Origin of the sequence: Nocardiopsis dassonvillei subsp. dassonvillei DSM 43111, assembly GCF_000092985.1 — a bacterium.
GTDB lineage: Bacteria > Actinomycetota > Actinomycetes > Streptosporangiales > Streptosporangiaceae > Nocardiopsis > Nocardiopsis dassonvillei.
In genome coordinates this window covers 4720488-4742528 of sequence record NC_014210.1, presented here as the reverse complement: position 1 = coordinate 4742528, position 22041 = coordinate 4720488, and the positions used below count along the sequence as shown (strand labels likewise).

The following is a 22041-nucleotide window of genomic DNA, read 5'->3' as shown; positions in this document are numbered from 1 at the left end:
CCGGCGGAGGACGATCGGGTCACCCGCGCACCACGCCTCCGGCTCCGGTCCCGTGCCGTCCCCGGACCGGCGTACGCGGGATCCGGATGCTGCGCCGTCCCCCGGCGCCCCCGGAAGGCGAGGGGCGGCTCTCGCACCGTTCTCTACACAATGGGAGAAGCATTGTCCGCGCGAGTGGTGGTCCTCATATCGGGCACGGGCAGCAACATGGCCGCCCTGCTGGAGGCGGCCAGGGACCCGGCCTACGGGGCGACCGTCGTCGCCGTCGGCTCCGACCGCGAGGGGACCCGCGGCATCGAACTGGCCGAGGAGGCCGGTGTGCCCGCGTTCGTCGTCCCCTTCCGCGACTACCCCGACCGTTCGCGGTGGAACGCCGCCATGGCCGAACGCATCAGCGAGCACCGCCCCGACCTGGTGGTCTCCGCGGGCTTCATGCGCATCCTCGGCCCCGCCGTGATCGGCAGCCACCCCGCGGTCAACATCCACCCCGCGCTGCTGCCCTCCTTCCCCGGCGCGCACGCCGTGCGTGACGCGCTCGCCCACGGTGTCCGCATCACCGGCACCACCATCCACTTCCTCGACGAGGGCGTCGACTCCGGTCCGATCATCGACCAGGTCGCGGTACCCGTCCAGGACGGCGATGACGAAGCCAGCCTCCACGAGCGCATCAAGTCCGTGGAGCGGACGATGCTGGTCGACACGGTCGGCAGGCTCGCCCGCGAGGGCTGGACCATCGACGGCAGGCACGTGCGGTTCGGCCGCACCGAGCAGCGCGTCACCGACGCGACCGACACGAAGGAGAACCGGTGACCCAGCAGGCCATCAGGCGTGCGTTGATCAGCGTCTACGACAAGACCGGTCTGGAGGAGCTGGGCATCGGCCTGGCCGAGGCCGGGGTGGAGATCGTCTCCACCGGCTCCACCGCCGCGCGGCTGCGCGCCGCCGACATCCCCGTCACCCCCGTGGAGGACGTCACCGGCTTCCCCGAGATCATGGAGGGTCGCGTCAAGACGCTGCACCCCTCCGTGCACGCCGGGCTCCTGGCCGACCAGAACAACCCCGAGCACGTCGCCAGGATCAAGGAGCTGGGCATCGCCCCCTTCGACCTGGTCGTGGTCAACCTCTACCCCTTCCAGGACACCGTCGCCTCCGGCGCCTCCGAGGCCGACTGCATCGAGAAGATCGACATCGGCGGCCCCGCCATGGTGCGCGCCTCGGCCAAGAACCACGGCAGCGTCGCGATCGTGGTCGACCCGGGCAGCTACGACGCCGCCCTGGAGGCCGTCCGCGACGGCGGCTTCACCCTGGAGCAGCGCAAGCGCCTGGCCGGGCTCGCCTTCCAGCACACCGCCGCCTACGACGCGGCCGTCGCCGACTGGTTCGCGGCCGACTACGCCCCCGACACCGAGGCCGCCGAGTCGGGCTGGCCCGGTTTCCTGGCCGCCGTCCACCACCGCAGGGACGTCCTGCGCTACGGCGAGAACCCCCACCAGAAGGCGGCGCTGTACACCGTCGCGGGCGCCCCGCGGACCGGCCTGGCCGGAGCCGAGCAGCTCCACGGCAAGGCGATGTCCTACAACAACTACGTGGACGCCGACGCCGCGCTGCGCGCCGCCCACGACTTCGACCAGCCGTGCGTGGCCATCATCAAGCACGCCAACCCGTGCGGGATCGCCGTCGGCGCCGACAACGCCGAGGCCCACCGCAGGGCGCACGCCTGCGACCCGGTGTCGGCCTTCGGCGGCGTCATCGCCACCAACCGCCCCGTCGGCGAGGAGCTGGCCGGGCAGATCGCGGAGATCTTCACCGAGGTCGTCGTCGCCCCCGCCTTCGAGCCCGCGGCCGTGGAGATCCTCAGCCGCAAGAAGAACATCCGCCTGCTCGTGGCGCAGGGCTCCGGCCCCGGCGCGGGCGTGGAGCACCGCCAGATCAGCGGCGGCCTGCTGGTGCAGTCGCGCGACGCCATCGACGCCCCCGGCGACGACCCCTCCACCTGGACCCTGGCCACCGGCGAGCCCGCCGACGAGGCCACCCTGGCCGACCTGGCCTTCGCCTGGAAGGCCGTGCGCGCGGTCAAGTCCAACGCCATCCTCCTGGCCTCCGGCGGCGCCACCGTGGGAGTGGGCATGGGCCAGGTCAACCGCGTGGACTCCGCACGCCTGGCGGTCACGCGCGCGGGCGAGAGGGTGACGGGGTCCGTCGCGGCCAGCGACGCCTTCTTCCCCTTCCCCGACGGCCTGGAGATCCTCACCGGGGCGGGGGTCCGCGCCGTCGTCCAGCCCGGCGGCTCGGTCCGCGACGAGGAGGTCGTGGCCGCGGCCAAGGCGGCCGGCGTGACCATGTACCTCACCGGGACCCGGCACTTCTTCCACTGAGCGAGGAGACACACGCATGAGCGCGATCGTCCTGGACGGCAAGGCCGTCGCCAAGTCCATCCGTGAGGAGCTCTCCGAGCGGGTGGCGAAGCTGCACGACCGCGGCGTCACCCCCGGTCTGGGCACGGTCCTGGTCGGCGACGACCCGGGCAGCCACTCCTACGTGCGCGGCAAGCACCGCGACTGCGCGCAGGTGGGCATCGCCAGCATCCGCCGCGACCTGCCCGCCGACGCCACCCAGGAGCAGGTGGAGCAGGCCGTCCGCGAACTCAACGAGGACCCGGCCTGCACCGGTTACATCGTGCAGCTCCCGCTGCCCAGGGGTCTGGACGAGAACCGCGTGCTGGGCCTGATCGACCCGGTCAAGGACGCGGACGGCCTCCAGCCCTCCAACCTCGGCAAGCTGGTGCTGATGCAGGAGGCGCCGCTGCCGTGCACCCCGCGCGGCATCGTGGAGCTGCTCACCCGCTACGAGGTGCCGCTCAGGGGCGCCGAGGTGGTCGTGGTCGGGCGCGGCGTGACCGTGGGCCGCCCCCTCGGCCTGCTGCTGACCCGCCGGTCGGAGAACGCCACCGTCACCCTGTGCCACACCGGCACCCGGGACCTGGCCGAGCACACGCGCCGCGCGGACATCATCGTCGCCGGCGCCGGTGTGCCGGGCCTGATCACCAAAGACATGGTGAAGCCGGGCGCGGCCGTGCTGGACGTGGGCGTCTCGCGCACCGAGTCGGGCCTGGTCGGCGACGTCGTCCCCGACGTGGCCGAGGTGGCCGGGCACCTGTCGCCCAACCCCGGCGGCGTGGGCCCGATGACCCGGGCGATGCTGCTGGTGAACGTGGTGGAGGCCGCGGAGCGGCAGGCCGCCGCCCTCTAGGCACGCCCCTTCCGGGCCCCGTCCGGGGGCGGGGCCCGGCTCCGGCGTCACACACGGGCCGAAATCGCTCACTCCGAGTGACCGACCCCGGCCCGACCGTCGGCGCGAGGCCCCGCGGCGGGGCCGGGGGGAGCGCTCAGCTGGCCTTGCGGGCCGGTCCGCCCATCGGCATCGGCCGCACCAGGCCCAGCGCCACGACCTCGTTGGCCAGCCGCGTCCTGCGGTTCTGCCCCTCGGGGATGCGGAACTTCTGGTACAGCCGCAACAGGTGTTGTTTGACCGCCGCCTCGGTGACCACCAGCGCCTCGGCGATGTCCCGGGCGGTGGCGGGGGCCACGAAGGCCTCCTCCGACAGCGCGGGCTGGCACAGCGCGGTCAGCACGTCCAGCTCCCGGCGGGTGAGCTCGGGGGCGGCGCCGCGGCGCAGTTCGATGTCGGGGCTGATCTGCTCCTTGGGCAGTCCGCCGACCCGGCAGCGCGCGGTGCCGAAGCTCACCACGTCGCCCTCCTCCAGCACCCGGCGGGCGATGGGGCGGCCGTTCACCCGGGTCCCGTTGCGCGACAGGCCCAGGTCCACCACGTAGACGTAGGGGCCTCGGCGGACCAGTTCGGCGTGCAGCTGGGAGACGCTCGGATCGTTCAGCCGGATGTCGGCGCCCTCCCCCCGACCGATCGTGGTGACCTCACCGGCGAGCTGGCGTATGTCCCCGGTCTCTTCGATGCGGAGGTAGGGCCCGTCCACGGTGGTTCCTCCCGGAGTGGGGTGGCGCTGCCGGTGGGGGTGCGGGCGACGGTGGTGGAGGGGAGGCTGTCGTGGGGTGACGGTTCGGTCTACGCGTGGAGTGGGCTTCATGGGGGTGGTCCTCGCTCACCGGTGCACTCAATCTCCAGCTTGGTTACCCGGGCGGTAAGCGTTCTACGCGCTTACTCCGGAGTTAGACGGATAAGGCGTGCAAATACGGCTCTGTGGCCGAACCGGAAGCGGGAAACGGTCATGGGCGGTTGGGGCCCGGGCCGGACCGTTTCCGTGAGCCCTGAGGAGTCGGCGATACGGATCACTACAATGGGCGCAGTCTCTCCCGGACGGGAAGCCTCGCTTCCCGCGCGGCGCCGCCGAAACCCTCACGGACGCGAGCCTCCGGAGCGGTGTTCGGTTTTCGGACAGCCAGTCCTCGACGGGCGGCCGGTCCGTGCCAGTTCCCGGGAGAAGACCGTGAACGAGCCGCGAGGCGGCCAAGCACATTCGTAACCGAACGGGTCGGGACGCGGTGGACAAGGCGGGGCAGGCGGATTTGGCGGACGCGGACGAGGGCGCTCCCGGTGCGAGGGCGCCCGGGGAGGCGGCCCGCGACGGGCGGGTGCCCGAGGGGGGAGCGCCGGACGGGGGCGGCCCCGAGGTGCCGGAGCCCGGCGGCGGCTCCGCCCGGGACTCCGGGGCGGACTCCGGGGAGGTCGCGCGCGGGCGGACCGCCGGGGAGGAGGGGCCCGAGACGCCGTACTGGCTCTCGCAGGTGCCCTACTTCCTGGTCATGTCGGCGCTCGCGGCGGGGATCGTGGTCGTGGCCGCGGCCTACTTCAAGCGCGGACCGGCGATCATCGCGGGCGCGCTGCTGCTGGCGGCGACCTTCCGGGTGCTCCTGCCCCGGGACTGGGTCGGGATGCTCGCCGTGCGCCGCCGGTGGATCGACCTGCTCACCCTGACCACCCTCGCGGTCCTGCTGATCGTGCTGGCATGGGTGGCGCCGCAACTGTCCGCTTAGGCGTCGAATAAGCTTGACGTCGAGATACCGCGACACCGAGAAGCCACCGCCTCGCCGGGGAGCACGGACCCCGGGCGGGACCGGTGGACCGCCGGGTGCGCGGACCGGCCCCCGGCCACGAGCCGGACACGGGTCCGCGGCGCACGAGGCGGCAGCGAAGACTGAAGGGACAGCCACACAGCCATGGCCAAGATCAAGGTCGAGAACCCCGTAGTCGAGCTCGACGGCGACGAGATGACCCGGATCATCTGGTCCTTCATCAAGGACCGTCTGATCCTCCCCTACCTCGACGTCGACCTGAAGTACTACGACCTGGGCATCGAGGAGCGCGACCGCACCGACGACCAGATCACCGTCGACGCGGCCAACGCCATCAAGGAGCACGGCGTCGGCGTCAAGTGCGCCACCATCACCCCGGACGAGGCCCGGGTCGAGGAGTTCGGCCTCAAGAAGATGTGGCGGTCGCCCAACGGCACCATCCGCAACATCCTCGGCGGCGTCGTCTTCCGCGAGCCCATCATCTGCGAGAACGTCCCCCGCCTGGTCCCGGGCTGGACCAAGCCGATCATCATCGGCCGCCACGCGCACGGCGACCAGTACAAGGCCACCGACTTCAAGGTGCCCGGCCCCGGCACGGTCACCATGACCTACACCCCGGCCGACGGTAGCGAGCCGGTCGAGTTCGACATCGCGAACTTCCCCGAGGCGGGCGGCGTCGCGATGGGCATGTACAACTTCCGCAAGTCCATCGAGGACTTCGCGCGCGCGAGCCTGAACTACGGCCTGGACCGCAACTACCCGGTCTACATGTCCACCAAGAACACGATCCTCAAGGCCTACGACGGCATGTTCAAGGACGTGTTCCAGGAGATCTTCGAGACCGAGTTCAAGGACCGCTTCGACTCCGCGGGCCTGACCTACGAGCACCGCCTCATCGACGACATGGTCGCCGCGGCGCTCAAGTGGGAGGGCGGCTACGTCTGGGCCTGCAAGAACTACGACGGTGACGTGCAGTCCGACACCGTCGCCCAGGGCTTCGGCTCCCTCGGCCTGATGACCTCCGTCCTGCGCACCGCGGACGGCCGCACGGTCGAGGCCGAGGCCGCCCACGGCACGGTGACCCGCCACTACCGCCAGCACCAGCAGGGCAAGCCCACCTCCACCAACCCGATCGCCTCCATCTTCGCGTGGACCCGCGGCCTGGAGCACCGGGGCAAGCTCGACAACACCCCCAAGGTCGTCGAGTTCGCCAACACCCTGGAGGACGTCGTCATCAAGACCGTCGAGGGCGGCCAGATGACCAAGGACCTCGCGCTGCTCGTCGGCGGCGACCAGGAGTTCCTGACCACGGAGCAGTTCCTCGCCGCCCTGGACGAGAACCTCGCCAAGCGCCTGGCCTGAGCCCCCGCGCACCGTCCGTTCGGCGGTGTACGCGGCGGGCCCGGACCCGGACGGTCCCGATCGGGGCCGTCCGGGTGAGACCTCGCTCACGCCCGGCCGCCCCCGAGGGGCGGCCGGGCGCCGTCGTGTCCGGGGCGGGGAGGGGCCCGCTCCCGAGGGGGTCCGGGTGTCGCAAACGCGGTGTTCGCGGGGTTCTGGGGCCTCGGTCGGCCAAAGTTTCCCGGCGTGTTTCCCGTGTTCGGCGTACATACGCGGGCCCGTGGTGGGAGGATGGCAACGCCGGACCACCGCAGAGGCCCGAGGGTGCGACATAGGCCACGTGCACAGGATTCGCACCTTAAGCGAGCTTTGACCTATTGTGGAGACGTGCCGGTGAGAACCGGCAGGCCAGAGCGGGTTTCGGCTCCTCTGCCACCATGACCGACGTGCCGGCCGTGCGCCCGCTGGGGGGTAGGCGCGCACAGTACGGAACGTCACGAAGAAGGGCCCGTCGCCTCGGCGACGGGCCCTTCGCCTTTCCCCGGACCGCCTGCTTCCCCCGGGCCGCTGCGGTCCGACGTCCGGCCTACTCCTGGAAGGCGCTCTCGGGGATCGGCTCCCCGGCCCGCATGGCGGCGAACATCTCCTCGGAGCGCACCTCGTCCCAGACCACCACCGAGCCGACCCCGTCCAGCGTGGGGGTCTGGCCCACGGGGATCGCGGTGGTCTGCGTACCGCCGCGCATCGCCAGGAGCATGCTGGCCAGGTGCCGCAGGTCGTCGCCCTCGTCCACCATGAAGGTGTCGGTGCCCGCGAGCACCAGCGGGATGGACTCGAAGGGGTTGAACAGCGTGGAGGGCGCGCTGGCCGTCTGGACCAGCGCCGAGAAGAACTCGCGCTGGCGGGCGATGCGGTCCAGGTCGGCGCGCGGCGTGGCCCGGGTGCGCACGTAGCCCAGGGCGGTGCCGCCGTCCATCATCTGGCAGCCCGCCTCGATGTCCAGCCCGGCCTTGGGGTCGGCCATGGCCTCCTCCGGGCACAGCTCCACGCCGCCCACCGCGTCCACGATGTCGACGAAGCCGCCCATGCCGATCTCCACGTAGTGGTCGATGTGCACGCCCGAGGCGCGCTCGAAGGTCTCCACGAGGGGGGCGGGGCCGCCGCAGACCTCCTCGCCCGCGTCGTTCGTGCCGCACACGGCGTCGGCGAAGGCGGTGTTGATCTTGTTGTCGGCGTAACCGGGGACGGCGAGGGGGACGTAGGAGTCTCGGGGGACGCTGACGATGGTGGGCTCGCCCTCGTCGGGGATGTACAGCACCATGATGGTGTCGGTCCGGCGGCCCTCGGCGTAGCCGGTGGCCATCTCGTCCATCTGCTCCTCGGACAGGCCCTGGCGGCTGTCGGAGCCCACGATCATGTAGGTCGTGCCGGGCTGCCCGTCCGGGCGGCCCTCGTAGTCCAGCAGGGCCTCCACCCGCTCCAGCCGCGAGTTCGCGTACACGTAGAACCCGCCGACGAAGACCAGGGGCAGGACCAGCACCAGCACCAGCACGGTCACCGTGACGGTGGTGGCCAGCCGGCGCTTGCGCTCCTTGCGACTGCGCTCGATGCCGCGGCCGTCGTAGACGCGCCCGGCGCTGTGGGTGCGCCGGGACCTCTGGGACTGCTGAGGCCTCTGGGACCGCCTCGGCCGCACCGGGGGCACGTCCTCGGCGGGCGGGAGCCGACGCGTCTCGCCGACCACCCTCTGCTCGGACTCGCGCGGGCGGTAGAGCTTCTCGAACTCGTCCGGCCTGCCCGGGGTCCCGCCGCGCCGGAACACGCCCTGCCTGTCGTGCTCGCCGGTGCGGCCGGGGTCGTCCCGGTTCCGTCGGTCAGCCATCGCATCGCCCATCTGCTCAGCGCCGTGGATCGCCTCGTCGCTTACTTCCACCCTGTGTGATCGCGAAAAGGGTAGCGGGGTTCGGCGCAATGTCACGGTTCGGCCTCTCGGATCCGGAAGGCGCCCGCCGCGCGACCGCCTCCGCACGGTGCTCGGGCCCCGCGCCCGTCGCCCCGACCGGCTCAGCGCAGCCGGTGGGCGCCCGCGGAGGGCACCGCGGCGCGCACGCGCGGGGGGACCCGGCCGTCGGCGCGGAACTCCCGGGCCAGCGCCTCGCCGATCCCCTCCACGCGCTCCTCGGCGGCCAGGGCCAGCACGGTCCCCGCCCAACCGGACATCCGCACCCCGCGCGCCCCGGCCCGCGCGGCGGTCTCCGCGGCCAGCTCCACCTCCGGAGTGGGCAGCCCGAAGCCGCGCAGGGACAGGTGGGACGCGGACAGGATCGGTCCGACCTCCCCGAAGCGCCCGGCGCGCAGCAGCCCCACGGCCGCGTTGAGCCGGTGCACCTCGGTCACCGCGTACTCGACCCGGCGGCGCAGCACGGGGTCCGGCAGGCTCGCCAGCGCCCCGGACAGGTCCTGGACGGCGCGCAGCGGCCCGAGCGTGCGCTGCGCGCGCTCCAGCTCGGCGGAGCGGGCCGCGCGCAGGTCGCGCCGGGGCAGGGCGCCGGTGTCCACCACCACGAGCCTCAGCCCGGCCTCGGCGAGGTCGAACGGCAGCACGGTGGTGCGCAGACTCCTCAGGTTCACCCGGACCGCGCACCCGGGGCGGGCCGCCAGGGCCACCCGCTGGTCGGCGGTGGCGCCCTCGGGCGGGGGACCGCCGCCCAGGTCGGCCAGGGCCAGCGCCACCGCCGCGCCCACGGCGGCCGCGTAGCCCAGGGAGGCGTGTTCGGGCAGGTCCGCGCCCAGCACCGCGCGCACGCCCGTGTCGCCGCCCAGGACACCCGTCCGGCGCGCGGCGGCCACGGCCCCGGCCACCGCGCGCGCCGCCGCCTCCCGGGGGCGCAGCGGGCCGCTCGGGGCGGCCACGTGCACGCCCGGGTCCGGCGCGGGGCCCACGGCGGCCGTCACGCCCCAGGGCAGGGCGGCGTACAGCCCGGCCCCCGCGCCGGCCGCGGTGTGCTCGCCCATGACCGCCAGGCGCCCCGGCGCGTGCCACACGCCCGCGGGCGGCGCCTGGAACCGCGCCCGGTACTCCCCGACCAGTGCGTCGGCGTCCGGCGCCTCCTCGGGCCAGTCCCCCCGAGGACCCGCCGACCGCACACCCAACACGGCACGCAGCCGTGCCCCCGCGCCCCCCACCGAGGCCCCCTTCCGCCGGATGGATCTCCGTCCCCCAAGTCTGCCCAAGGCCCGGACGTGTCCGTGATCACCCCCGCTGAAGCGCTTCGTCCCCGTACGGGGGTGTTCGCCGCCGAATCCGGCGCGGAGGCTTCACGGGGGAGCGCGGCGCCGCTACGGTTGCGGGCCACCGGTGACCGCGGAGCCGCGCGGGGTAGGGACACGGGTGACACGTGCGACGGAGAGGGAGGCCGCGTGGCCGCAGCGCTGGACCGGGCCAGGGACACCGGCAGGCACTACCGGAACCTGGGCATGGACGCGTACTGGGAGCTGCGCAGGCGCAGGCCCGCCCTCGACCACCTGGTCCGGGCCTACGAGCGCTACGCCGACCGCAACGGCAACCAGCTGGCCGGAGCGGTCACCTACTTCGCCTTCCTGTCCTTCTTCCCCCTGCTGGCGCTGGCCTTCGCCGCGGTCGGCTACCTCGCCGCCGTGCAGGTCGAGGTGGGCGACTACCTCCAGCAGGCGCTGGACGGCGTCCTGCCGGGCCTGTCCGAGCAGCTGCCCATCGACGAGATCGCCCAGGCCCGCGTGGGCGCCGGTGTCATCGGTGTGCTCGGTCTGCTCTACGCGGGCCTGAACGCGGTGTCGGCGCTGCGCGAGGCCCTGCACTCCATCTGGCTCAAGAACCTCAGGGAGGGTCCCAACATCCTCCTGCGCAAGCTGGCCGACCTGCTGGTCATGCTGGGCCTGGGCGCGGCGCTGCTGCTCGCGGTGGCCTTCACCAGCGTCGCCCAGACCGCCACGCAGTGGCTCCTCGGGCTGGTGGGCCTGGACGGTTCGCTCCTGGCCAACCTGTCCCTGCGCGCGCTGGCCCTGGTCATCGCGGTCGGCGCCAACATAGTGATCTTCGTGCTGGCCTTCGCGCTGCTGTCGGGCAGCGGGCGGCCCACGCGGATGATGTGGAGGGGAGCCCTGCTGGGGGCGGTCGGATTCGAGGTCCTCAAGGCCGCGGCGGCGGTGCTGCTGGCCGGGACGCTCGGCAACCCCGTCTACGCGTCCTTCGCCGTCCTGGTCGGGCTGCTGGTGTGGATCAACCTCGTGATGCGCCTGGTGATGTTCAGCGCGGCGTGGACGGCCACGTGGCTGCCGATGCCGCCGCCCTACACCGGCTCCCTGCCCCTGCCGGAGGAGCACGGCATGGACTGGACCCGCCCGGACTGGGTCTCGGGGGTGACGGCGCGGGTGGCGGCGCGGGAGGCGGCCGAGCGCCGCCGGGCACGGCGCGCGCTGGCCGGGGTGTTGTCCCTGCTGGGAGCGGCCGGTGCCGCGGGCACCACGGCGTGGGCGCTGCGCCGACGCCGCGGCGATCGCGTGTAGGCGTTCCGGCGGCACGCCCGAAACAGAAATTCTTTCCACGGAATTCGCATGAAGCGAGGCGATTGTCCCGTATGTGTGCGGTGCGTGAGGGGTAGTCCTCCCCTGTCCCGGTTGACCGGTTCTCCGGGGCGCGACGGTGCGACGGCCGGGGACGGCCGCAAACACCCCCTTCGGAGGGCAGATGGGAATCGCATTCAACTCGTCCGAACGCGCGACGATCGGAGTGGAGTGGGAACTCCAGCTCGTCGACCGGCGCAGTCGGCACCTGAGACAGGAGGCGCCCAAGCTCCTGGCCGAACTCCCCGAGCTCAGCTCCGACTCCGCCCCGCCGCTGCGCCACGAGCTCATGCAGTCCCAGGTGGAGGTCGTGACCGGGATCTGCGAGACGGTCGAGGAGGCCAAGGGCGACCTGGGCCGCAACATCGACCGCATGAGGGAGGTCCTCGCGCCCTGGGGGACCACGCTGACCTGCTCGGGAACCCACCCCATCGACGACTGGCGCGACCAGGAGCTCAGCCCCGGCGAGCGCTACGGCGAGCTGGTCGAGCAGATGCAGTGGCTGGTCCGGCGCATCCTGACGTGCGGCGTCCACGTCCACGTCGGCGTGCGCGACAGGGACAAGGCCATCCCCATGGTCAACGCCCTGTCGCGCTACCTGCCGCACTTCCTCGCCCTGAGCGCGTCCAGCCCGTTCTGGGGCGGACAGGACACCGGCCTGGCCTCCTCCCGGTCCGTCATCTTCGGCACGCTGCCCACCGCGGGGCCGCCGCCGAACCTTCCGCACTGGGCCGCTTTCGAGGAATACCTCGAAACGCTTCTCCGGGCAGGTACCATCGCCTCTATCAAGGAAGTGTGGTGGGACATCCGTCCGCACCCTGATTTCGGCACCATCGAGATCCGGATGTTCGACGGTATTCCCACCCTGCGCGAGGTGGGAATGGCCGCCGCGCTCTCTCAGAGCCTGGTGGAGCTGTTCGATCACCAGCTCGACCGCGGGTACGGTCTGCCCAGCCCGCCGTCCTGGGTGGTGAAGGACAACAAGTGGCGTGCCACCCGCTACGGACTCGACGCTCGTGTCATCACGGACGCGCGCGGAACCACGGTTCCGCTCCGCGACGACCTGTACGAGCTGGTCCGCGAGCTGAAACCGGTCGCGACCCGCCTGGGTTGCGCCGAGGACCTGGACCTGATCTCCGAGATCCTGGACAAGGGCGCCTCCTACGAACGTCAGCGCGCGGTCATCGCCGAGGGCGGGACCCTCGACGACGTCGTGGACATGCTCGCCGCCGAGCTCCAGGGCGGTCCTCCCACCCGCGCAAGGGTCGGTGCCGGCGACGGAGCCGGTACGCGCTGAGACGTGGAGAAGAGGGGACCCTCGCATGCAGGGACATGACCTGCCGGAACAGTTGACCGCTTTCCTGGCGCGGCACGGGCGGGAGCTGAGCGGCTTCCGCCGGGACCTGCACATGCACCCCGAACTCGCCTTCGCCGAACACCGCACCACGGGGCGGATCGCCGAACGCCTGCGCGAGGTGGGCCTCGAACCGCGGGAACTGCCCCAGGGCACCGGTCTGGTCTGCGACATCGGATCCGGCACCGGTCCCCTGGTGGCCCTGCGCGCCGACATCGACGCCCTGCCACTGACGGACGAGAAGGACGTCCCCTACCGCTCCACCGTGCCGGGGGTCGCCCACGCCTGCGGGCACGACGTGCACACCACGGTCGTGCTGGCGGCCGGGGTCTTCCTGGCGCAGCTGGAGAGGGCGGGCGCGCTGCCTGGCCGGGTCCGGCTCATCTTCCAGCCCGCCGAGGAGCTCCCCGGCGGCGCCGTGGAGGTGATCAACGCCGGGGCCATGGAGGGCGTGGACCGCATCTTCGCCCTGCACTGCGACCCCCGCCTGGTGACGGGCCGGGTCGGGCTGCGCACGGGCGGCATCACCGCCGCCTGCGACCAGCTCATGGTGCGCCTGTCGGGCCCGGGCGGGCACACCGCGCGCCCGCACCTGACCTCCGACCTCGTCTACGCCCTGGGCAAGGTCGTCACCGAGCTGCCCGCCGCGCTGTCGCGGCGGATCGACCCCCGGGCCGGGTTCAGCCTGGTGTGGGGCAGGATCAGCGCCGGCTCCGCGCCCAACGTCATCCCCGACGACGCCGTCGCCGAGGGCACCGTGCGCTGCCTGGACGACGAGGCCTGGCACGCGGCCCCCGACATCATCAAGGGGCTGGTGGAGTCGGTGGCCTCGGCCTACGGCGCCGAGGCCGAGGTGACCTACCGGCGGGGCGTGCCGCCCACCATCAACGAGGCGACCAGCGTGGCCCTCATGCGCGAGGCCGTCACCGCCGCCCTGGGCCCCGAGGCGGCGGCCTCCACCCCGCAGAGCCTGGGCGGCGAGGACTTCGCCTGGTACCTGGAGCACGTCCCCGGCGCGCTGGCCCGCCTGGGCACCCACTCCCCGGACTGGGACGGGCCCATGCTGGACCTGCACCGGGGCACCTTCGACGTGGATGAGCGCGCCATCGGCACGGGCACCCGCTTCATGGTGACCACCGCGCTGACGGCGCTGTGGGAGAGCTCGCGCCGCGACACCCGCGTGGACACCGAGGAGGCCATGGCCTGAGGCGGCCCGCGGGACGGGGAGCCCCGAGCCGCCGCGCGCACCGCGGCGGACCCCAGCGCGCACGAGCGCATAGCACCACCCGGCTCCCCGCCCGCCGCCCCGGCCGCCCGACGCGGCGACCCGCGTCCGCCTGTCGGGGCGGCTCCCCGGCTGGTGGCATCCTGAATCCATGAACCAGCCACTCACAGTCGACCAGATCCGGCGGGCGCCGAAGGTACTGCTGCACGACCACCTCGACGGCGGGCTGCGCCCGGCCACCGTCGTGGAACTGGCCCGGGAGACCGGCTACACCGGTCTGCCCACCTACGACGCGCAGGAGCTGGGGCGGTGGTTCCGCGAGGCCTCCGACTCCGGCTCGCTGGAGCGCTACCTGGAGACGTTCGCGCACACCACGGCGGTCATGCAGACCCGTGACGCCCTGGTGCGGGTCGCCGCCGAGGCCGCGGAGGACCTGGCCGCCGACGGCGTGGTCTACGCCGAGCAGCGCTACGCCCCCGAGCAGCACCTGGAGGCCGGGCTCACCCTGGAGGAGGTCGTCGAGGCCGTCCAGGAGGGCCTCGAACTCGGCCGGAAGCGCGCCGCCGACCAGGGGCGCAGCATCCGCACCGGCCAGCTCGTCACCGCCATGCGCCACGCCGCGCGCTCCTCGGAGATCGCCGAGCTGGCGGTCCGCTACCGCGACGCGGGCGTGGCCGGGTTCGACATCGCGGGCGCCGAGGCGGGCAACCCGCCCACCCGGCACCTGGACGCGTTCGAGTACCTGCGCCGGGAGAACTTCCACTTCACCATCCACGCGGGCGAGGCGTTCGGCCTGCCCTCCATCTGGGAGGCCCTCCAGTGGTGCGGGTGCGACCGCCTGGGCCACGGCGTGCGCATCATCGACGACATCGACACCGACACCGGCGGCGCCCCGCGGCTGGGCCGCCTGGCCCAGTACGTGCGCGACAAGCGGGTGCCGCTGGAGATGTGCCCCAGCTCCAACGTGCAGACCGGAGCCGCGGAGTCCATCGCCGACCACCCCATCCGGCTCCTGCGCGACCTGCGCTTCCGCGTCACCGTCAACACCGACAACCGCCTCCAGAGCGGCACCAGCCTGTCCGAGGAGTTCGCCCGCCTCTGCGAGGCCTTCGGGTACGGCTGGGACGACGTCCAGTGGTTCACGGTCAACGCCATGAAGTCGGCCTTCCTGCCCTTCGACGAGCGCCTCGCGCTGATCAACGGGGTCATCAAGCCCGGCTTCGCGCAGCTGAAGTGGACGACCTCCTGATGGACGGACCCAACCCCACCACCCACTACTCCACCTTCACGCGGGTGGCGGCGATCGTGTGGACCGTGATCGCGGCCCTGCTGCTGGTGGACGTGCTCCTGCGCGGCGAGGGCCGCCAGGCCTGGATCGCGGGGGCCCTGCTGATCGCGACCGTCTCCGCGGTGTACCTGGTCTGGCTGCGCCCGCGCGTGGTCTCCACCGAGCGCGGCCTGAGGGTGGTCAACCCGCTGCGCGAGACCTTCGTGCCGTGGGCGGCGGTGCTCTGGGTGGACGTCACCGACGTCCTGCGGGTGCACACGCCGGGGGGCGTGGTGCGCTCGTGGCCGCTGCGCGAGACCAAGCGTCAGCGGGTCCGCGACAACATGCGCCGGGAGGGGGGATTCCTCGATCCGGACGACGACGGGGACCCCGCCTCCACGCGTCCGGTGGACCTGGCCGCCCGACAGCTGCGCCAGGACGCCGAGCGCCACAAGGCGCGCCCGCTCAGCGGGCCGGTCAGGGACGTGGACGGGGCGGGCCCCGCCGCGCTGGGTGCGGAGGACGAGCCCCAGACCATGGTCCCCCTGGAGGTGATCGTGGTCATCGGCGCGACCGCGGCCCTGCTCGTGGCGGTGTTCCTGCTGGCCTGAGCGCCGCCCCTCCCGGATCCGACCCGGCCCCCACCCCCGTGCGGCGGCCGGGTCCGCCATGTCGGGGGTTGACGCGCTTCCCGAGTTCTGGTTAGGTAAGGCATGCCTAAGGGAGAGCGTTCCGGGCGGGCGACTTCGCGCGGATGGCCGTCCGCCCGGACCTTCCCCGAGGGCGACGCGCGCGGTCCAACTGAATAACGGAAGTACAAGGTGCCCAGGTCGCGAGTCCAACGGGATCTGCGGGGATTCCGCGCGACGCGGGCACCGGGGCAAGCACTGCCTCCGACCGGAACCCGGTCGGTACCGTCCACCCCCAGGCCTCGGGGTGTACGCTCGCCACGCCGGTACCGGACGGGCCCGGTCGGAGGCGCCCCACCCCCACGGTTTTCTCCAGGCCCGGCTCCTATTTCTCCAGGCCCGGCTCCTAGGCCTGGCCGATCACCCTGTTGAGCAGCTCGCCCAGCCTGCGGGCCCGCTGGGTGACCACGTCCAGGGCGCGCTCGGCCTCGAAGGGCTCGAACACCGCCCCCACGGCGTCGTTGCTGACCACCGCCAGCCCCAGCACCTCGGCGCCCGCCTCCACCGCCGCGACCGCCTCCAGGGCGATCGAGTGGCCCACCAGGTCCGCGCCCGCCTGGTGCAGCACCTTCAGCTCCGCCGGGGTCTGCGTCTGCGGCCCCGTCGTGCACACGTACACACCTTCGGGGACCGATGCGTCCGCCTCCTGGACGGCCCGCCGCAGCCGGGGGCTGTAGGCCGACGACAGGTCCACGAACGAGGGCCCCACCAGCGGCGACCGGGCGGTCAGGTTGATGTGGTCGCGCACCACCACGGGCTGCCCCGTGGCGAAGTCCGTGCGCAGCGACCCGGCGGCGCCCGTCAGCACGGCGGTCCTCGCACCCGCGGCCACGCCCGTGCGGACCGCGTGGACCACCTCCAGCGGGTCGCGGCCCTCGTAGAGGTGGACGCGCCCCATGAACACGATGACGCGCTTGTCGCCCACCCACATGCTGCGGATCTTGCCCGAGTGCCCCTCGGCGGCGGGTTCGTGGAAGCCGGGAAGGTCGGTGGCGTCCAGCTCGATGTCGTACGAGCCCAGCGTGTCCACCGCGCCCGCCCAGCCCGAACCGAGCACCACCAGCGCGTCGAAGCTGTCGGCACCGGTACGGGACAGGAGTTCGCGCGCCGCGTCGGCCGCCAGCTCCCTGGCCTCGCCGGTCGTCCTCGGCTGCTGCTCTGGTTCCGTCACACGACGGATGCTACCTCCGGGTGACCGCGGCGTCCGGGAGCGTGCGCACGTGTGTTCCCGCGCCCGGCCGCACGGCGGACGCGGTGGTCACAGCTCGGTGGGCAGGCACTCCCGGGCGAGCAGCTCGGAGACGTACCAGTCGGGCGCCCCCGCCTTCTCGGCGGCCACCGCCAGCTCGCCCAGCTGGATCGCCGAGGGCATCCCGCCCTCGTAGCCGTCGAGCACGTAGGCCCAGGCCGGCACCACGCCGTGGTCGGCCGTCCGGGCGCGCACCGTGACCTTGCGGTAGGCTCGCCCGTCACCCGCGACCGACCACAGCGCCCGCCTGCGCCGCAGGTCCTCGTACTCGTCCTCGGACACGCCCCGCAGGCGGTGCTGACCTCCGCGCGGCGTCTCCAGGGCGCCCTGCCAGAAGTCCAAGTGGGGTTCGTCCCATTCCATGAGGTCGTACAGCGCCACGAACACCCGCTGACCAGCGTCCTCGACCAGGGTCGCCAGCGCGCCCCCGGGCTCGGGAAGGCACTCGCCGAAGGTCAGCCGCCAACCCTCCAACCAGCCGGTGGTGATCAGGGGCGAGTGCGGGGCCCGCCGGGCCATCTGCCCGGGGTGGAGACTGGTTCCGTACGCCGCGTAGATGGACACGGGGCCATCGTAGACCGGTTGGCCCGGGGTGCCTGCTATTTCCCCCGGTCGGCATGGCCGACAATGGGAGCAAGCGACGAAAACAGGTGGTGCCGCGCCATGCCCGCATATCACCCGGACCGGGGACGCGCGTGGCGGCCAGGCAGCAGAGGGAGTGAGGCTAGCGTGACGAAGGTCGTGATCATCGGTGGCGGACCCGGGGGCTACGAGGCGGCACTGGTCGCCGCGCAGCTCGGCGCGGACGTGACGGTGGTGGAACGCGACGGTATCGGCGGCGCCTGCGTCCTCACCGACTGCGTGCCCTCCAAGAGCCTGATCGCCACGTCCACCCGCACCACGTACGTACGCGAGTCCGACAGCCTCGGCATCCGTATCCGCGACGCCCAGGACGAGGACGCGGTCCGGGTGGACACCGACCGGATCAACACCCGCATCAAACTCCTGGCCCAGGCGCAGTCCGAGGACACCCGCGCCCGCCTGGTCAAGGAGGGCGTGGAGGTGATCAACGGGGAGGCCCGTCTGGTCGACCCGCACATCGTGGCCGTGGGCGACCAGCGCCTGCGCGCCGACGTCGTCCTCATCGCCACGGGCGCCCACCCCCGCGAACTGCCCTCCGCCAAGCCCGACGGCGAGCGCATCCTCACCTGGCGCCACCTCTACGACATGGAGGAGCTCCCGGAGAGGCTGATCGTGGTCGGCTCCGGCGTCACCGGCGCCGAGTTCGCCAGCGCCTACCAGTCCCTCGGCTCCCAGGTCACCCTGGTCTCCTCGCGCGACCGCGTCATGCCCACCCAGGACCCCGACGCCGCCGAGGTGCTGGAGCAGGTCTTCATGCGCCGCGGCATGACCGTTCTCAACAAGACCCGCGCCGAGTCGGTGGTGCGCACCGACGACGGCGTGCTCGTCACCCTCTCCGACGGCCGCACCGTGGAGGGCAGCCACTGCCTGATGACGGTCGGCATGATCCCCAACACCCAGGACCTGGGTCTGGAGGAGGCCGGTGTCCGCCTGGGCGACGGCGGCTTCGTCGAGGTCGACCGGGTCTCGCGCACCACCGTCCCCGGCGTGTACGCCGCGGGCGACTGCACGGGCGTGAACATGCTGGCCTCCGTGGCCGCCATGCAGGGCCGCATCGCCATGTGGCACGCGCTCGGCGAGGCCGTGTCCCCGCTCAAGCTCTCCACCGTGGCCTCCACCGTGTTCACCCACCCCGAGCTGGCCGCCGTGGGCGCCAGCGAGGACGACGTGCGCAGCGGCCGGATCGACGGCCGGTCGGTCACCCTGCCGCTCAACACCAACCCGCGCGCCAAGATGAACGAGGTCAAGGACGGCTTCGTCAAGCTGATCTGCCGCCAGCACACCGGTATCGTGCTGGGCGGCGTCATCGTCGGCCCGCGCGCCAGCGAGCTCATCCTGGGCGTGTCCATCGCCGTCCAGCAGCGCCTGACCGTGGACGACATCGCGCACACCTTCTCGGTGTACCCGTCGCTGTCGGGCAGCGTGACCGAGGCCGCCCGCTCGCTCATGCTGGCCTCCCCGGAGTAGGCCGTCCCTTTTTATCCGCTCCTGACAAGAATCGAGTAATGTCGTTTCGTGATCTGTCCCAAGTGTCAAAGCACCATGCGCACGTTCGACCGCCAGGGCGTCCACATCGACCGGTGTGACGGATGCCAGGGCATCTTCCTCGACCGGGGTGAGCTGGAGCGGGTCGTCAACGCCGAGCAGCGCCACTACGGTGTCGCGCCGCCTCCCGACCCCCACCAGGCTCCGCCCCACGGTTACCCGCAGCAGCACCGCGGCGGTTACCCGGACTCGCCCAAGGGCTACCGGGGCGGTCACCCCGACTCCCCGAAGGGCTACCGCGGCGGTTACCCGGACTCCCCGAAGGGCTACCGGGGCGGTCACGGCGGCTACCCCGACTCCCCGCGCGGCTACGGCGGACGCCGAAAGAAGAGCTTCCTCGAAGGCCTCTTCGACTGAGCCGAGCAGTTCCGACAACCTGAACGAGTAACCCGTGCACCCGCTGATCTGTACCCACTGCGGGGAATGGGACGAGACCCCCGACACCACCGCGGGGGTCTCCGTGTTGCGCTGCGCCTTCTGCCAGCGCACCCGCCCGTTCCTGCGCCTGCCCCTGTACTGCGTGTCGGGACCGAGCGGCACCGGCAAGTCCACCATCGCCGGAGCGCTGCTGGAGCGGCTCCGCGACCGCTTCGTCGTCCTGGAACAGGACCTCCTGTGGGTCGGCGGACTCCGTGACCCGGCCGACCACCACCGGCTGTTCCGCTCCACCTGGCTGCGCACCGCCGCCATGGTCCAGCAGAGCGGACGGCCCGTCGTGCTGTGCGGCACGGTGGTACCGCCGGAGCTGGAGCACCTGCCCGAGCGCGCCCTGTTCACCGACGTCCACTACCTCGCGCTGACCTGTGAGCCCGACGTCCTGGCCGGGCGCCTGCGGGCCCGCCCCGCCTGGCGCCAGTGGGACGAGGAGCGGATCGCCGAGGCCCTGGAGTACGCGGCCTGGGTGGAGTCCGAGGCCGCGCGCCTGGAGCCCCCGGTCGACCTGCTGGACACCACCAGCGCCGAGCCCCGGGAGACCGCCGACGCCGTGTGCCGGTGGATCGAGGAACGGCACGTGCGGGCCGCCGCCTCCTGACCTGACGTCGCTACCTGTCGTCGTTGGTTGGGGCCCGGGATGGTTGTGGGTGAGTGAGGGCTCCGACCAACGCCCTGGTTGCGGGTGGTGGTCGAGGTAGCGGCGTCAGCTGCCGCGAGGTGGTTTGGGAGGGTGACCAACGGTTGGTGTTCGGGGGTGGTGGGGCTCTGCTGCGTCGGCACCAAAGGCGGCGGGTGTCTGGGGGCTCCGTTCAACGCTCCACTCGCTGATGGTGGCCGGTGGTGGCGGCGCCAGCTGCCGCGAGGTGGTGCGGGAGGGCGATCAACGGTTGGTGTTCGAGGGTGGTGGGGCTTTGCTGCGTTGGCGCCAAAGGCGGCGGGGCTGTCGGGCCTCGGGCAGCGGTACCGGCCCCCGGGTGGGGGTGGGCGACGGTGGCAGCGACCACGGTGGGCGCGGGGCCCGGGCCTCCTGTCGGGCGCGGGCATGGCGGGGTTCGGCGTGGCCGGGGTCATTCCCGGGGTGGTGGATCCGGCTCCCCGCCGGGTGGGTGGTCTCCTCCCCGTTCCCGCCGCTGTCCTTGGTGGTGTGTGCGCAGTTCGCGTTGGTACTTGGCCCGGTTGTGCGGCCCGCACAGAGGTTGGAGGTTGGCGACCACGGTGCGTCCGCCTCGGGAGAACGACTGCACGTGGTCGGCTTGGCAGAGGGCGACTGGCACTTCGCATCCGCCCGGGTGGGCGCAGGTGGCGTGTCCGTGGAAGGCGGCGGTGCGTTGGCGGGTTGAGGCCAGGCGGCGGCTGTGGCCCACATCCAGCACCTGTCCGGTGGGCGGTGCGGTGAGCATCCGCACCACCTCGGAATCGGCGGCCAACTCGTGGACCAGCCCGACCGGAATCACTCGACCGTGCTCGTCCAACGCGGGAACCTCTTGGCCTTGGGCGTCCAGGTAGGTCTGCACGGGCACCACGATGCGGATCTGTGCCAACGGAGCCGGAGCGTTGGCGCATCCGGTGTGGGTGGTGGCGAAACGCAGCGCCGCGATGAGCGCGTCGTGCTCGCGCTGGGACCGGGACCGGGTGTCCTGGTCCGAGGGTGGGGTGGTGAAGGTGTCGATGGCCGCGCGCACGACCAACGCATCCCCACTGCCGCCCCAGGCCTGGAGCTGGTAGCTGCCCTGGAACGTGTCATGGACCGTCAGTCCACGGGCGGCGTGAGCGGCTTCGTGGTCGCGGTCCAGGCGGTGGCGGTCCAAACGGTAGGCGACCTGGCGGGCCACCGACTGGAGCTGGTTGACCGACAACGCGGGCCGCTCCGCCTTCGCGGCCACCAGCGCCGCTTCGAACCCCTGCCGATACTCCCCCTGATCGGGGAAATGTTGGGCGTCGCGGGTCTGGACGGCCTTGTCAGTGGCTTTGGCGATCGCGACCGCCTCACCCAAAGCCAGAGCGCCCTCCTCCACCGCTTCCACCGTGGCGGGCAGCGTCTCCTCCTGCACGTGCTGGGCCAAACGAGCCAAATCCTTGGCCTGAGCGGCGGGGACCTTGCAGCGGTGGGTGATCCACTTGTCCAACGTGGAGTAGCCGCTGTAGCGGGCGACCTCACCACGTGCGTACAGGCGCGCCATCTGTGCCAACGCCTGATAGCGGATCTGGTCCAGCTGCGCCCACAGCGCCGCGATCTCCTCCGCGGCGGCCTCGTCGGCTCCGGGCGGGACTTCGGCGTTCAACGCTTGGTGGATGATCTTGTGCGCACCGGCCAGAGCGGCCACGGCCGGGGAACATTCCCCGGGGGCCGCCTCGTGCGCTGCGATCATCATCTCCATGCTTCTTATTATAGGCCAGTGGTCGCCATTTCTCCACTATTCACAGATGGAATTAGAAGTCTTTCTCTCCTGGAGGCGCCCTTGATTGGAAGGCTGCAATTAGGGCGGGCTCAAAAGGTGTCCAAAAAGGCACGGCCAGAATGAGCACTCGACGTTAGAGCGATTGTCGCCCTCCCCGGCCACGGGGGCCGGGGCCGTTGCCCGAGGCCGGAGGGCCTGCTTGCCGTTGGTGCCGACGCAGCAGAGCCCGACCATCCCTACACCCT

At 72.4% G+C, this 22041-nt stretch carries 19 protein-coding genes; 13 read left to right on the top strand and 6 right to left on the bottom strand.

What is annotated here, in order from left to right; translation table 11 throughout:
- Nucleotides 1-174: 174 nt before the first annotated feature.
- Genes purN through NDAS_RS19595 form a run of 3 tightly spaced genes read left to right on the top strand, consistent with a single transcriptional unit; the run spans nucleotide 175 to nucleotide 3249 of the window.
- Entirely contained in the window at nucleotides 175-810 is a 636-nt protein-coding gene (gene purN, locus NDAS_RS19605; RefSeq protein ID WP_019609760.1) for a phosphoribosylglycinamide formyltransferase, read from the top strand.
- Entirely contained in the window at nucleotides 807-2375 is a 1569-nt protein-coding gene (gene purH / locus NDAS_RS19600; RefSeq protein WP_013154968.1) for a bifunctional phosphoribosylaminoimidazolecarboxamide formyltransferase/IMP cyclohydrolase, read from the top strand. Before purN ends, purH begins: the two co-directional genes overlap by 4 nt.
- Nucleotides 2376-2391: 16 nt before the next feature.
- Nucleotides 2392-3249, top strand: coding sequence for a bifunctional methylenetetrahydrofolate dehydrogenase/methenyltetrahydrofolate cyclohydrolase (locus NDAS_RS19595; RefSeq protein ID WP_013154967.1), 858 nt, complete (start codon nucleotides 2392-2394; stop codon nucleotides 3247-3249).
- Between the two features lie 136 nt (nucleotides 3250-3385).
- Here NDAS_RS19595 and NDAS_RS19590 read toward each other — a convergent pair whose 3' ends face one another.
- On the bottom strand, nucleotides 3386-3991 hold the full coding sequence (locus tag NDAS_RS19590) for an FHA domain-containing protein (protein WP_013154966.1): 606 nt from the start codon (nucleotides 3989-3991) through the stop codon (nucleotides 3386-3388).
- Between the two features lie 526 nt (nucleotides 3992-4517).
- Between NDAS_RS19590 and NDAS_RS19585 the strand changes: the two genes are divergently transcribed.
- The gene (locus tag NDAS_RS19585; RefSeq protein ID WP_013154965.1) at nucleotides 4518-5009 is read left to right on the top strand and encodes a DUF3017 domain-containing protein; all 492 of its coding nucleotides are present in this window, start codon (nucleotides 4518-4520) and stop codon (nucleotides 5007-5009) included.
- 183 nt (nucleotides 5010-5192) lie between these two features.
- Nucleotides 5193-6410 (top strand): NADP-dependent isocitrate dehydrogenase, encoded by a 1218-nt coding sequence (locus NDAS_RS19580; RefSeq protein WP_013154964.1) that lies wholly within the window; start codon nucleotides 5193-5195, stop codon nucleotides 6408-6410.
- Nucleotides 6411-6975: 565 nt separating this feature from the next.
- Here the strand turns inward: NDAS_RS19580 and NDAS_RS19575 are convergent.
- Nucleotides 6976-8271, bottom strand: a complete 1296-nt coding sequence (locus tag NDAS_RS19575) for an LCP family protein (RefSeq protein ID WP_041552875.1) — start codon at nucleotides 8269-8271, stop codon at nucleotides 6976-6978.
- Between the two features lie 182 nt (nucleotides 8272-8453).
- Entirely contained in the window at nucleotides 8454-9575 is a 1122-nt protein-coding gene (locus NDAS_RS19570; RefSeq protein WP_013154962.1) for a galactokinase family protein, read from the bottom strand.
- 234 nt (nucleotides 9576-9809) lie between these two features.
- On the opposite strand from NDAS_RS19570, the gene NDAS_RS19565 reads away from it, so the two are divergent.
- The 5 genes from NDAS_RS19565 to NDAS_RS19545 all read left to right on the top strand — a co-directional run bounded on the left by NDAS_RS19565 (nucleotide 9810) and on the right by NDAS_RS19545 (nucleotide 15448).
- Nucleotides 9810-10934 carry a YihY/virulence factor BrkB family protein gene (locus tag NDAS_RS19565; RefSeq protein WP_013154961.1) on the top strand — a complete coding sequence of 375 codons (1125 nt, stop codon included), beginning with the start codon at nucleotides 9810-9812 and terminating at the stop codon, nucleotides 10932-10934.
- A gap of 181 nt (nucleotides 10935-11115) precedes the next feature.
- Entirely contained in the window at nucleotides 11116-12288 is a 1173-nt protein-coding gene (locus NDAS_RS19560; RefSeq protein ID WP_013154960.1) for a glutamate--cysteine ligase, read from the top strand.
- Nucleotides 12289-12313: 25 nt separating this feature from the next.
- Complete coding sequence (locus NDAS_RS19555) at nucleotides 12314-13552, top strand: M20 family metallopeptidase (RefSeq protein WP_013154959.1); 1239 nt, start codon at nucleotides 12314-12316, stop codon at nucleotides 13550-13552.
- 169 nt (nucleotides 13553-13721) lie between these two features.
- Nucleotides 13722-14819 carry an adenosine deaminase gene (locus tag NDAS_RS19550; RefSeq protein ID WP_013154958.1) on the top strand — a complete coding sequence of 366 codons (1098 nt, stop codon included), beginning with the start codon at nucleotides 13722-13724 and terminating at the stop codon, nucleotides 14817-14819.
- Entirely contained in the window at nucleotides 14819-15448 is a 630-nt protein-coding gene (locus tag NDAS_RS19545) for a PH domain-containing protein (RefSeq protein ID WP_013154957.1), read from the top strand. The genes NDAS_RS19550 and NDAS_RS19545 overlap by 1 nt, the downstream gene beginning before the upstream one ends.
- Before the next feature lie 424 nt (nucleotides 15449-15872).
- On the opposite strand, the gene NDAS_RS19540 is transcribed toward NDAS_RS19545, so the two are convergent.
- Together NDAS_RS19540 and NDAS_RS19535 are read right to left on the bottom strand one after the other, a co-directional pair.
- A complete protein-coding gene (locus tag NDAS_RS19540) occupies nucleotides 15873-16697 on the bottom strand; it encodes a purine-nucleoside phosphorylase (protein WP_013154956.1) in 825 nt (274 codons plus the stop codon).
- Nucleotides 16698-16784: 87 nt separating this feature from the next.
- A complete protein-coding gene (locus tag NDAS_RS19535) occupies nucleotides 16785-17339 on the bottom strand; it encodes a gamma-glutamylcyclotransferase family protein (RefSeq protein WP_013154955.1) in 555 nt (184 codons plus the stop codon).
- Nucleotides 17340-17504: 165 nt separating this feature from the next.
- On the opposite strand from NDAS_RS19535, the gene NDAS_RS19530 reads away from it, so the two are divergent.
- Genes NDAS_RS19530 through NDAS_RS19520 form a run of 3 tightly spaced genes read left to right on the top strand, consistent with a single transcriptional unit; the run spans nucleotide 17505 to nucleotide 19995 of the window.
- Nucleotides 17505-18884 carry an NAD(P)H-quinone dehydrogenase gene (locus tag NDAS_RS19530; protein ID WP_041552873.1) on the top strand — a complete coding sequence of 460 codons (1380 nt, stop codon included), beginning with the start codon at nucleotides 17505-17507 and terminating at the stop codon, nucleotides 18882-18884.
- A gap of 48 nt (nucleotides 18885-18932) precedes the next feature.
- Complete coding sequence (locus NDAS_RS19525) at nucleotides 18933-19319, top strand: TFIIB-type zinc ribbon-containing protein (RefSeq protein WP_013154953.1); 387 nt, start codon at nucleotides 18933-18935, stop codon at nucleotides 19317-19319.
- A 34-nt stretch (nucleotides 19320-19353) separates the two neighbouring features.
- Complete coding sequence (locus NDAS_RS19520) at nucleotides 19354-19995, top strand: AAA family ATPase (protein ID WP_013154952.1); 642 nt, start codon at nucleotides 19354-19356, stop codon at nucleotides 19993-19995.
- 469 nt (nucleotides 19996-20464) lie between these two features.
- Here the strand turns inward: NDAS_RS19520 and NDAS_RS19515 are convergent, their stop codons facing one another.
- Entirely contained in the window at nucleotides 20465-21766 is a 1302-nt protein-coding gene (locus NDAS_RS19515; RefSeq protein ID WP_013154951.1) for an HNH endonuclease signature motif containing protein, read from the bottom strand.
- Nucleotides 21767-22041: the final 275 nt, after the last annotated feature.

Bases quoted from the DNA above. Each gene is read 5' to 3' on its own strand.
- NDAS_RS19555 (WP_013154959.1), top strand. From the start codon at position 12,314: ATGCAGGGACATGACCTGCCGGAACAGTTGACCGCTTTCCTGGCGCGG.
- NDAS_RS19580 (WP_013154964.1), top strand. From the start codon at position 5,193: ATGGCCAAGATCAAGGTCGAGAACCCCGTAGTCGAGCTCGACGGCGAC.
- NDAS_RS19545 (WP_013154957.1), top strand. From the start codon at position 14,819: ATGGACGGACCCAACCCCACCACCCACTACTCCACCTTCACGCGGGTG.
- NDAS_RS19515 (WP_013154951.1), bottom strand. From the start codon at position 21,766: ATGATCGCAGCGCACGAGGCGGCCCCCGGGGAATGTTCCCCGGCCGTG.
- NDAS_RS19550 (WP_013154958.1), top strand. From the start codon at position 13,722: ATGAACCAGCCACTCACAGTCGACCAGATCCGGCGGGCGCCGAAGGTA.
- NDAS_RS19560 (WP_013154960.1), top strand. From the start codon at position 11,116: ATGGGAATCGCATTCAACTCGTCCGAACGCGCGACGATCGGAGTGGAG.
- NDAS_RS19595 (WP_013154967.1), top strand. From the start codon at position 2,392: ATGAGCGCGATCGTCCTGGACGGCAAGGCCGTCGCCAAGTCCATCCGT.
- NDAS_RS19575 (WP_041552875.1), bottom strand. From the start codon at position 8,271: ATGGCTGACCGACGGAACCGGGACGACCCCGGCCGCACCGGCGAGCAC.